8 protein-coding genes are annotated in these 11,469 nt (G+C 68.6%); 3 read left to right on the forward strand and 5 right to left on the reverse strand.

Features of this window, described 5'->3' with window-relative positions; all coding sequences use genetic code 11:
• Window positions 1–25: 25 nt before the first annotated feature.
• Window positions 26–553: an N-acetyltransferase family protein gene (locus AC1D1S_RS06185; protein WP_476993977.1), complete on the reverse strand. Its 528-nt coding sequence runs from the start codon at window positions 551–553 to the stop codon at window positions 26–28.
• A gap of 131 nt (window positions 554–684) precedes the next feature.
• On the opposite strand from AC1D1S_RS06185, the gene mshA reads away from it, so the two are divergent.
• From mshA to AC1D1S_RS06200, 3 genes are all read left to right on the forward strand, one after another.
• A complete protein-coding gene (gene mshA, locus AC1D1S_RS06190; protein WP_243181048.1) occupies window positions 685–1,950 on the forward strand; it encodes a D-inositol-3-phosphate glycosyltransferase in 1,266 nt (421 codons plus the stop codon).
• 89 nt (window positions 1,951–2,039) lie between these two features.
• Entirely contained in the window at window positions 2,040–3,752 is a 1,713-nt protein-coding gene (locus AC1D1S_RS06195; RefSeq protein WP_476993978.1) for a formate--tetrahydrofolate ligase, read from the forward strand.
• Window positions 3,753–3,875: 123 nt separating this feature from the next.
• Window positions 3,876–4,793, forward strand: coding sequence for an endonuclease domain-containing protein (locus AC1D1S_RS06200; RefSeq protein ID WP_476993979.1), 918 nt, complete (start codon window positions 3,876–3,878; stop codon window positions 4,791–4,793).
• Between the two features lie 84 nt (window positions 4,794–4,877).
• Here AC1D1S_RS06200 and AC1D1S_RS06205 read toward each other — a convergent pair whose 3' ends face one another.
• From AC1D1S_RS06205 to treY, 4 genes are all read right to left on the reverse strand, one after another.
• Window positions 4,878–5,963, reverse strand: coding sequence for an inositol-3-phosphate synthase (locus AC1D1S_RS06205; RefSeq protein ID WP_018773719.1), 1,086 nt, complete (start codon window positions 5,961–5,963; stop codon window positions 4,878–4,880).
• Window positions 5,964–6,138: 175 nt separating this feature from the next.
• The gene (gene mgrA / locus AC1D1S_RS06210; protein ID WP_476993980.1) at window positions 6,139–7,179 is read right to left on the reverse strand and encodes an L-glyceraldehyde 3-phosphate reductase; all 1,041 of its coding nucleotides are present in this window, start codon (window positions 7,177–7,179) and stop codon (window positions 6,139–6,141) included.
• Window positions 7,180–7,194: 15 nt separating this feature from the next.
• Complete coding sequence (gene treZ, locus AC1D1S_RS06215) at window positions 7,195–9,000, reverse strand: malto-oligosyltrehalose trehalohydrolase (protein WP_476993981.1); 1,806 nt, start codon at window positions 8,998–9,000, stop codon at window positions 7,195–7,197.
• A gap of 51 nt (window positions 9,001–9,051) precedes the next feature.
• Window positions 9,052–11,376 (reverse strand): malto-oligosyltrehalose synthase, encoded by a 2,325-nt coding sequence (gene treY / locus AC1D1S_RS06220; protein ID WP_476993982.1) that lies wholly within the window; start codon window positions 11,374–11,376, stop codon window positions 9,052–9,054.
• Between the last annotated feature and the right edge of the window lie 93 nt (window positions 11,377–11,469).

Raw genomic sequence — 11,469 nt, forward strand, 5'->3', positions numbered from 1 at the left:
GTCCCGCGGCACCGGGCCGGCAACCCTACAGCTTTCGGTACATCACGTGCAGGCCCACGTAGCCCAGTTCAGGGTGGTTGAACGCCTCGGGAATGGTCGCGAGCACCTCGAAGCCCATGGATTTCCACGCGGCCACGGCCCGGACATTGCTTTCCACGACGGCGTTGAACTGCATGGCCCGGAAACCGGCGTCGCGCGCGGCGTCGAGTGAATAGGCGCAGAGGGCCCGGGCCAGTCCGCGGCCGGCCTGGGCCGGGTGGACCATGTAACCCGCGTTGGCCACATGGCTGCCGCCGCCGCCCTGGTTGGGGTGCAGCTCGCCGGTGCCAAGGATCGCGCCGGTGTCGGAGGCAACCGCGACGAACGTCCGGCCCGGCGCCTGCTTGAACCAGCGTGCGCGGGCCTCGTCCTCGGCCGTGTCCCGGTCCCAGGTAAAAGTCTCCCCGGCCCGGATGACGGGTTCCAGGATCGCCCAGATGCCCGGCCAGTCCTCCGGGCCAGCCTCCCGGATGGTCCAGCCGGCTGCAGGTTCTTGTCCTGTCGTTGTGTTCACAGCGGCCACGTTAGCAGCACGCCCTGGTCTGCGGACCGAGCCTGCGGGCCCGTGAACCGGCAGGCACTTCAGGAGTAAAGTTTTATCGACATGCATTGCGCAGAAAGAAATGGGCAGAGGAAAGGGGAACCGTGTCGCTGATCCGCCGCGTCGCCTTCCTTTCCCTGCACACCTCACCCATGGAACAGCCCGGCTCCGGTGACGCCGGCGGCATGAACGTGTACGTCCGGGCGCTCGCCGCGGCCCTCGCCGAAACCGGCGTGGAAGTGGAGATCTTCACCCGGTCCACCTCGGCCACGCAGCCCGCCGTCGAACACCCGTCCCCGGGCGTGTGCGTGCACAACGTCCTCGCCGGCCCGCCCCGGAAGCTGCCCAAGGAGGAACTTCCGGGGCTGCTGCACAGCATGGTCGCCGAGATCAACCGGATCCGGCAGCTCCAGCCGCACGGCCGGTATGACGTCATCCATTCCCACTACTGGGTCTCCGGGGTGGCCGGGCTGGAGCTCGCGGAGCTGTGGCGGCTGCCCCTCGTCCACACCATGCACACGATGGCGAAGGTCAAGAACCAGCTCCTCGAGTCCGGCGAACAGCCCGAGCCGCGGCGGCGTGAGGACGGCGAGCACCGGATTGTCGACGGCGCCACCCGGCTGATCGCCAATACCGGCACCGAAGCGGCCGAGCTGGTCTCGCACTACAACGCCGACATCGACCACATTGACGTCGCGCCGCCCGGCGTGGACCTGGCCGTCTTCACGCCGGCCTTCAGGAACCGGGCCAGGGCCCAGCACGGCATCGCCCCGGGCAAGTTCCATCTGCTGTTCGCGGGCCGGATCCAGCGGCTCAAGGGCCCGCAGATCCTGATCAAGGCGGCGGCGCTCCTGCGCTCCCGGCGCCCGGACATCGACCTGCAGCTGACCATCCTGGGGGCCGTCAGCGGCGCCAAGGACTTCAACCTCAAGACGCTGATCAGCGCCGCCGGAATGGACGACGTCGCCACCCACCACCCGCCGGTGAACGCCCCGGAACTGGCCGGCTGGTACCGCTCCGCCGACGTCGTGGTGATGCCCTCCTACAGCGAGTCCTTCGGCCTGGTGGCGCTGGAGGCGCAGGCCTGCGGGACGCCGGTCCTCGCCACGAAAGTCGGCGGCCTCTCCCGCGCCGTCCAGGACGGACGGACCGGGATGCTGATCGAGGGCCACAAGGCCAGCGACTGGGCGGATGCCCTCGAGTCGCTCTTCGACGACACCCAAACCCGCACCGACATGGGGCGCGCCGCCGCGATCCATGCCCAGGAGTTCGGCTGGCAACGCACCGCCGCGATTACGCTGGAGAGCTACCACACCGCCGTGAGCCAGTATTTTGGAAGCCTGACCATCCCGGTGGGCCACACACCCTGAACCGGATCCACCCACCCCGACCGCTCCAACCCCGCCCGGCAACACCGGACCGGGACAAACCCGCCGACGCCACGAGCCGAAGGACAACGATGTCTGAGACCACCACTGCCGGGAACAACGTCCCCAGCGACCTGGAAATTGCCCAGCGGGCAGTCATGAAGCCGATCGGGGAGATTGCGGCGGCCGCCGGCATCACCCCGGACGCGCTGGAGCTCTACGGACCCTACAAGGCCAAGATCGATCCTGCGAAGCTGACCGTTGCGGCCGGCGCCCCCGTGCGCGCGCCCGGCAAGGTGGTGCTGGTCTCCGCGATGTCGCCCACCCCCGCCGGCGAAGGCAAGTCCACCACGACGGTGGGGCTCGCGGATTCCCTGGCCCGGGCCGGGCACAGCGTGATGATCGCGCTGCGCGAACCCTCGCTCGGCCCCATCCTGGGAATGAAGGGCGGCGCGACCGGCGGCGGCTACTCCCAGGTGCTGCCGATGGACCAGATCAACCTGCACTTCACGGGCGATTTCCACGCCATCACCTCGGCGAACAACGCCCTCATGGCCCTCGTGGACAACCACATCTTCCAGGGCAACGAGCTCAACATCGATCCGCGCCGGATGACGTTCAAGCGCGTCCTGGACATGAACGACCGGTCCCTCCGGGAGGTCGTGATCGGCCTCGGCGGGCCGGCCCAGGGCACGCCGCGGCAGGACGGCTTCGACATCACCGTGGCCTCGGAGATCATGGCCGTGTTCTGCCTCGCCACGGACCTGAACGATCTGCGCGACCGGCTCGGCCGGATCACGTTCGGCTACACCTACGACCGCCGGCCCGTCACCGTGGCCGACCTGGGCGTCCAGGGCGCCCTGACCATGCTGCTCAAGGACGCGATCAAACCCAACCTCGTGCAGACCATCGCCGGCACCCCGGCGCTGGTGCACGGCGGGCCCTTCGCCAACATCGCCCACGGCTGCAACTCCCTCATCGCCACGCAGACTGCCCGCCGCCTTGCGGACATCGTCATCACCGAGGCGGGGTTCGGCGCGGACCTCGGCGCCGAAAAGTACATGGACATCAAGGCGCGGATGGCCGACGTCGCCCCGTCCGCCGTCGTCCTCGTGGCCACCGTCCGGGCGCTCAAGATGCACGGCGGCGTGCCGAAAGACCTGCTCAAGGAGCCCAACGTGGAGGCGCTGGCCGCCGGCGTGGCCAATCTGCGGCGCCACATCCGGAACGTCGAGAAGTTCGGCATCACCCCGGTCGTGGCGGTCAACCAATTCGCCACGGACACCGCGGAGGAGCTGGACTGGCTGCTTCAGTGGTGCGCCGCGGAGGGTGTCCAGGCCGCGGTGGCCGATGTGTGGGGCCGCGGCGGTGGCGGCGACGGCGGCGACGAGCTCGCGGCGAAGGTGGCGGCCGCGATCGACGCCCCGCACGGCTTCCGGCACCTGTACCCGCTGGAGATGTCCGTGGAGGACAAGATCCGGACCATCGTGCAGGAGATCTACGGCGCCGACGGCGTGGACTTCTCCGTGCCCGCGCTCAAACGGCTGGCCGAGATCGAGAAGAACGGCTGGTCCGGGATGCCGGTGTGCATGGCGAAGACCCAGTACTCCTTCACCGACGACGCCACCCGGCTCGGCGCGCCCAAGGGCTTCACCATCCACGTCCGGGACCTCATCCCCAAGACCGGCGCGGGCTTCATCGTGGCCCTCACCGGCGCCGTGATGACCATGCCGGGCCTGCCCAAGGTGCCGGCAGCGATGCGGATGGACGTCGACGACGCCGGCAACCCGGTCGGCCTCTTCTAACGCCCCCGTTGATCTATCACTTTGGGCTGCCATTCCGGCCCTTTGACCGCTCCAAGTGATAGCGTAACGGGGGTCTGTGGATAACCGGAGCGGGGACATGGGGTTCGGACAAGAATGGTCCGCATGCACCCACCAGCACCCCTGCCGGCCCACCTTTCCGCGGCCCCATTCACGGTCTATGAGGCGCGGGCCGCGAGCCTGGGAAGTGCACGGCTCCGTTCCTCCGACATCACCTCGGCGGGCCGGCTGATCCATGTGCCCACAGGCTGGGAATTTGAACTCCGAAGCCTGGCCCGTGCCCTGTCGGCCGCGACGCCGGGCGCGTGGATTTCGCACCTCACTGCCGCAGTACTGCTGGGACTGTGGCTCCCATCCTGGTACCGCGGCTGCCGCGAACTGCATCTCAGCAAACGCAGGGCCCTGCCGCCGGTCCGGCGTGAGGGCGTGGTCGGGCACACCGTCCTTGCGTTCGACGACGAGCTGATGATTCTGGACGGCATCCGCATTTCAACACCCGCCCGGACCTGGCTGGACCTTGCCCGCATCCTGCCGCTGGACGATCTCGTTGCAGTGGGCGACCAACTCGTGCGCCGGCCACGCCCTGATCTGGAGGTCCGCACGGAGCCGTGGGCCACACTTCCCCAGCTGACCGCGATGCTGAAACGGCACCCAAAGCTCAAGGGAATCGTGAAAGCACGCCAAGCGACGGCACTCATCCGGCCCGGTGCCGACTCGGCCCCCGAGACGTTCCTGCGCCTGGCGCTGACCGCGGCCGGGTTGCCGGAGCCGGAGTTGCAGCTCCGGATTGCGCCGGGAGACCCCCATTCCCCCGCCGCGGACCTCGGCTACCGCCGGCAGCGGGTGGCCATCCAGTACGACGGCGGGCACCACCTGACGCGCGAACAGCAGTCCCGGGACAATCGACGCGACGAATCGTTCAACGCGGCCGGTTGGCGGTACTTCAAGTTCAACGCCGATGATCTTGCGGATGACTTCCGCGGCGCGGCCCAAAGAGTCCGCTCCGCTCTTCGTCCCCGTTAAACGCCGGTTGCCCTATCACTTGCAGCGGCCAAACCAGAGGTTTAGGAGCCTTAAGTGACAGGGCAACCGGGGAAGGGAAGGCGGTTAGCGCTCCAGGTCGCCGCGGATGAAGGCCTCGACCTTTTCACGGGCGAGGTCGTCGTTGAACTGCTCCGGCGGGGACTTCATGAAGTAGCTCGACGCCGAGACCAGCGGGCCGCCGATGCCGCGGTCCAGGCCGATCTTGGCGGCACGGATGGCGTCGATGATCACGCCGGCGGAGTTGGGCGAGTCCCAGACTTCGAGCTTGTATTCCAGGGACACCGGGGCGTCGCCGAAGTTGCGGCCCTCAAGGCGGACGAAGGCCCACTTGCGGTCATCGAGCCACTGGACGTAGTCGGACGGGCCGATGTGGACGTCCTTGGCGGCGAGCTCGGCCTCGACGTTGGAGGTGACGGCCTGGGTCTTGGAGATCTTCTTGGACTCCAGGCGGTCGCGCTCGAGCATGTTCTTGAAGTCCATGTTGCCGCCGACGTTCAGCTGGTACGTGCGGTCCAGGGTGACGCCGCGGTCCTCGAACAGCTTGGCCATGACGCGGTGCGTGATGGTGGCACCGATCTGGCTCTTGATGTCATCGCCCACGATCGGCACGCCCGCGGCGGTGAACTTGTCCGCCCATTCCTTGGTGCCGGCCAGGAAGACCGGCAGGGCGTTGACGAACGCCACGCCGGCATCGATCGCGCACTGGGCGTAGAACTCGGCGGCCTGCTGGGAACCGACCGGCAGGTAGCACACCATGACGTCAACCTGGGCGTCCTTGAGGGCCTGGACGACGTCGACCGGCTCCTCCGGGGACTGCTCGATGGTCTCGAGGTAGTACTTGCCCAGGCCGTCCAGGGTGTGGCCGCGCTGGACCGTGACGCCGGTCGGCGGGACATCGGCAATCTTGATGGTGTTGTTTTCGCTGGCCAGGATGGCGTCGGACAGGTCCTGCCCCACCTTCTTGCCGTCGACGTCGAACGCGGCAACGAACTGGACGTCGCCGACGTGGTACTGGCCGAACTCCACGTGCATCAGGCCCGGGATCGTGGCCTTGGGGTCGGCATCTTTGTAGTACTGGACGCCCTGGACCAGCGAAGCGGCGCAGTTACCTACGCCGACGATTGCAACACGAATCGGATGTGAAGACACGGAACTCCTTTTGAGAAACAAGGGTGACCGGCGCGGCCGCACTCTGATCTAATGCATCAGTTGTGCGGGCGGCAGGCGGACACGACGCCGTAAGGCGCCCTTAGTAGTCTAGTCAACGCCGCCGGGGCCGCGGTTGTTCCCCGGCGGCCCCGGCGCTTGTGTTAACTGCGGATGCCTACGACTTCTGGGCCCACAGGTTGATGTCTGATTCGACGGCGAACTCATCGATCACGTCGATCTCATCGGCCGTGAAATCCAGGTTGTTGATCGCAGACAAGGTGTCCTCAAGCTGCCGGACGCTGGACGCGCCCACCAGTGCGGACGTGACCGACGAGCCCTTGCCCTGATCGCGCAGGATCCAGGCGATGGCCAGCTGCGCGAGCGTCTGCCTGCGGCCCTCGGCGATCCGGTTGAGCCCGCGCACCCGGTCCAGCTTCTCCTCGGTGATCATGGATTCGCCCAGGGACTTGTGCTGGGCGGCCCGGGAGTCGGCCGGAATGCCCTTCAGGTAGCGGTCGGTGAGCATACCCTGGGCCAGCGGCGAGAACGCTATGCACCCGGCGCCCACCTGCTCCAGCGCCTCGAAGAGGTTGGGGCTGCCGTTCTCGGTCCAGCGGTTGAGCATGGAGTAGCTGGGCTGGTGGATCAGCAGCGGGGTGCCGAGTTCCTTGAGGATCCCCGCGGCCTCAATGGTCTGTTCCGGGGTGTAGGACGAGATCCCGGCGTAGAGCGCCTTGCCGGAGCGCACGGCCTGGTCCAGGGCACCCATGGTTTCTTCCATCGGCGTTTCGGGGTCCGGGCGGTGGCTGTAGAAGATGTCCACATAGTCCAGGCCCATCCGGCCCAGCGACTGGTCCAGGCTGGCCAGCAGGTACTTGCGGGAGCCAAAGTTGCCGTACGGGCCCGGCCACATGTCGTAGCCGGCCTTGCTGGAGATGATCAGCTCGTCGCGGTACGGCTTGAAGTCGTCCTTGAAGTGGCGGCCGAAGTTGGTCTCGGCGCTGCCATAGGGCGGGCCGTAGTTGTTGGCGAGGTCGAAATGGGTGACGCCCAGGTCGAAGGCGCGGCGCAGGATGGCGCGCTGGATTTCGAACGGCTTGTCGTCGCCGAAGTTGTGCCACAGGCCCAGTGAGATGGCCGGGAGTTTCAGGCCGCTGCGCCCCACGCGGCGGTAGGGCATGGAGTCGTAGCGGGTATCAGCTGCCAAATATGTCATACGTCATATCCTGCCTTAGTGGGTGAGTACCGCGGCGCTGTGGCCGGGTAGATGCAGTGGTGTGGCCGGCGCCGCGCCGCCAGCAGCGGATTCCGCGCCGGACGCCGGGTCCAGCCGGACGCCGTCGTCGGTTGCCAGGGCCACGGCCGCCCCGCGGACCGGGACCCGCCGCGCCTCGGCGGAAAAGTTCATCGCCACCTCGGTGCGGCCGCGGCGCAGCAGCAGCCAGCCCTCGTCCTCGCTGACGTCGACGGCGGTGTCCTCGAAGCCGGGTTCAGTCAGGTCCGGCGTGGTGCGGCGCAGCGCGATGAGTGCCCGGTACAGCTCCAGGAGGCGGGCGTGGTCCCCTCCCGAGGCCTCGGCCCAGTCCAGCTTGGACCGGGTGAAGGTCTCCGGATCCTGCGGGTCAGGGACGACGGCGGGGTCCCAGCCCATGCGCTCGAACTCCCTGATCCGGCCCTCGGCCGTCGCCTTGCCCAGCTCCGGTTCCGGGTGGGAGGTGAAGAACTGCCACGGGGTGGTGGCCCCGTATTCCTCGCCCATGAACAGCATGGGCGTGAACGGCGAGGTCAGGGTGGCGACGGCGGCGAGGGCGAGCGGCCCGTAGCCCAGGGTCTGGGACAGCCTGTCCCCGGTGGCCCGGTTGCCGATCTGGTCGTGGTTCTGGCTGCACACCACCAGCGCGGCCGGGTGGACCTGAGCCGGGTCGATGGGCCGGCCGTGGTGGCGGGCGCGGAAGCTGGAGTAGCTGCCGTCGTGGAAGAACCCGCACTCCAGGACCTTGGCCAGCGCCCCGAGCGAGTCGAAGTCGGCGTAGTAGCCAGTGGTTTCGCCGCTGACGTTGACGTGGACGGCGTGGTGGAAGTCATCGCTCCACTGCCCGGCCAGCCCGTACCCGTTGGTGTCCCGCGGGTAGAGCAGGCGCGGGTTGTTCAGGTCCGATTCCGCGATCATCGTGGCCGGACGTCCGGTCTCGGCGGCTATTTCGTCGGCGAGGGCGCCGAAGTCCTCCAGCAGGTGCACGGCGCGCTCGTCCTTGAATGCGTGCACGGCGTCCAGCCGCAGACCGTCCACGTGGTAGTCCCGCAGCCACATCGCGGCGTTGTCCAGGATGTAGCGGCGCACCTCGTCCGATTCCGGGCCGTCGAGGTTAACCGAGTCGCCCCAGGTGTTGCCCTCCCCCGATTTCAGGTAGGGCCCGAAGCGGGGAAGATAGTTCCCGCTGGGGCCGAGGTGGTTGTAGACAACGTCCTGGATGACGCCCAGGCCGGCGGCGTGGGCGGCGTCCACGAAGCGCTGGTACGCGGCGGGTCCGCCGTAGCCTTCGTGCACGGCGTACCAGAGGACACCGTCGTAGCCCCAGTTGTGGGTGCCGTTGAACCCGTTGACCGGCAGCAGCTCGACGAAGTCGATGCCCAGCTCCGCCAGGTACGCCAGCTTCCCTGCCGCGGCGTCCAGTGTTCCCTCCGGCGTGAAGGTGCCCACGTGGAGTTCGTAGATGACGGCGCCCTTGAGCTCCCGCCCCGCCCACTGGCCGTCAGCCCACTGGTGGCGTCCGGCGTCGAACGTGCGGGAGAGCGCGTGCACGCCCGCGGGCTGGCGGCGGGACCGCGGGTCCGGCAGCGGGGTGGGATCCCCGTCCACCAGGTAGCCGTAGTCCACGTCCCCGTCGGCGGGCGCCCCGGCGGCGGTCCACCAGCCGGGCGCCTCCGCGCCGCGGCGGGTCATGTCGTACTTCCGGCCGTCGGCGAGGAGCGTGACGGCCTGCGCTTCCGGTGCCCAGAGATCGAAGCGGTCGCTTCCGTGTGCAGGCAAGGTCATGGCATTCTTCCGTTCCCCATGTCGGTACTATTCCCCATATCGAAGGACTGCTTAGGCGGTGGGCACCAGGAGGGCCACGGGGTAGTCCCGCAGGATCTCCCCCACGGCCACGGTGCCCGGACCGTGTGTGGCACCGGTCAGTTCATCGGCCATGGCCGCGGCGAGCTCGACGGTCGTGTCCTGCCATCCGCCGCGCTGCTCCAGGCCGCGGGGCAGCCGGGTGGCGAGCGTCAGCGCGCCCGGGGCTGCGGGAGTCCCGCGGTCAAAGGCGAGCAGGTGCGCTGCGGCGGTGCCCGTGGCGGTGACCGGGGTGTACCCGGTGAAAAGTTCCGGCCTGTCCCGGCGCAGCCGCAGGGCCCGCGAGGTGACGAGGAGTTTCGCTGCCTCGTCCAGGAACGACGCCGGACGCTCACCGGCGTCGAGCGCGGCGAGGGCGCGCCGGCGGGCACCGAAGTCGAACGGCCGCCGGTTGTCCGGATCGGTCAGCGAGCGGTCCCAGAATTCGGTGCCCTGGTACACGTCCGGCACCCCGGGCATGGTGAGCTGCACGAGCTTGGAGCCCAGGGAATTGGCGGCCCCGTAGGGCTCCAGCAGGGCCACGAGGGACTCCAGTTCGGCGGCCACCTCCGGGGTGTCGAAGGCGGCGTCGACGGCGGCTGCAAGTTTCGCCTCGAAGGCCTCGTCCGGATCGATCCAGTTGGTCGAGTTTCCGGCCTCCCGGGCGGCTTTTTGCGCGTAGGACTGCAGCCGGTCGCGGTCTGCGGGCCAGACGCCTGCGACGGCCTGCCACAGCAAGTTGGCCAGCGGGCCGTCCGGCAGCGGCGCCAGTGTCTGCAGCCGCTGCAGGGATGCCTGCCATTCCGGTGCGAGTTCGGCCAGGACCGAGATCCGGGCCCGGGTGTCCTCGCTGCGCTTGGTGTCGTGGGTGCTGAGGGTGGTCATGGACAACGGCAGCTCGGCCTGGCGCCGGGCCATCCGGGTGTGGAATTCCTCCGGTGCCACGGCGAACTCGGTGGGGTCGGCGCCGACTTCGGTCAGGGTGCCCAGCCGGGTGTAGCGGAAGAACGCGGTGTCTTCCACGCCCTTGGCCATGACCATCCCGGAGGTCTGCTGGAAGCGCATGCCGAGTTCTGCCTGCGCGTCGAGCAGCAGCGGCAGCAGCACGCCGACGGCGCCTTCCAGTTCGGGGCGGCGGCGGACCGCGAGTTCGCATGCCTCTTTAAGGACGTCCGCACCCTCCGGAAGATAGCTGCGGTAGACCGGGAATGCAGCGATGATCTCGGACAGTGCGTCCGCCGCGGCTTCCTGGCCCAGTCCTGCCGCGGCAGGTACCAGCCGTGCCAGCCGGAGCATTTCCGAGTGCAGGATTCCGTCTGTGATCCGGCGTTTGGTGCCGCGGATCATGTCCTCGTAGTCGGCAGCGCCGCCGCGCAGTTCGGCGTCGAGCGCGTCAAGCGGGCCCTGACCCGCGGCGTCGACGAACACCCGGTCCACGTCCGCGAGGGCGTCGTAGCCGGTGGTGCCCTCGCACTCGAAGCCGGCGGGCAGGGCCTCGCCCGGTTCCAGGATCTTCTCGATCAGCAGGTAGCTGCCGCCGGCGGCCTCCCGCAGCCGGTGCAGGTATCCCTCCGGATCGGCGAGGCCGTCCGGGTGGTCGATCCGCAGCCCGTCGACGAGCCCTTCCCGGAACCAGCGCACAACTTCCGCGTGGGCTTCATCGAAGACCTCGGGGATCTCCACCCGGATCCCGGCCAGGCTGTTGACGGCAAAGAACCGGCGGTAGTTCAGGTCCGTGTCGGCCCGGCGCCAGCCGATCAGTTCGTAGTGCTGACGGTCGTGGACCTCGCGGGGATCGTCGGCAGTGGAGTCACCTGCGGTATACGTGCCCTCTGCGAGYGGAAAGCGGTGGTCGTAGTAGTGCAGTTCCCCGTCCTTGATTTCCAGCGCGTCGAGGTCGGAGTCGTCCCCCAGCACCGGGATCCGCACCCGGCCGCCGCCGAAGTCCCAGTCGACGTCGAATGCCTGCGCGTAGCGGGACTGCTGTCCCTCCTTCAGGAGCGACCACCACCACGGGTTCTGGGCCGGGGTCGCGACGCCGACGTGGTTGGGCACGATGTCGACCAGCACGCCCATGCCGGCCTCCCGCGCGGCGGCCGACGCCGCCAGCAGGCCGTCCGCGCCGCCCCGGTCCGGATCAATGGCGGAGGGATCGGTGACGTCGTAGCCGTGGTCCGAGCCACGCTCTGCCGTGAGGATCGGCGAGAGGTAGATCCAGTCCACGCCCAGCGACTTCAGGTACGGCACGGTCTGCGCGGCGTCCTGCAGCGTAAACCCGGGCCGGATCTGCAGCCGGTACGTCGAGACGGGGGTTCTCATTTAGCCCGGCCCTTCGGCGTCTTCGGCTTGTCGGCCCCCGCCTTTTTCGAGCCGGAGGCTTTCGCGGAGCCCTTGGAGGCCCCGGTTGCCGGG

The sequence above is a fragment of the Arthrobacter sp. P1_A5 genome, from assembly GCF_056406825.1.

What these genes read in the sequence shown, in the direction of transcription:
- AC1D1S_RS06195 (WP_476993978.1), top strand. Translation starts at nt 2,040, where the DNA reads ATGTCTGAGACCACCACTGCCGGGAACAACGTCCCCAGCGACCTGGAA.
- AC1D1S_RS06200 (WP_476993979.1), top strand. Translation starts at nt 3,876, where the DNA reads ATGCACCCACCAGCACCCCTGCCGGCCCACCTTTCCGCGGCCCCATTC.
- mgrA (WP_476993980.1), bottom strand. Translation starts at nt 7,179, where the DNA reads ATGACATATTTGGCAGCTGATACCCGCTACGACTCCATGCCCTACCGC.
- treZ (WP_476993981.1), bottom strand. Translation starts at nt 9,000, where the DNA reads ATGACCTTGCCTGCACACGGAAGCGACCGCTTCGATCTCTGGGCACCG.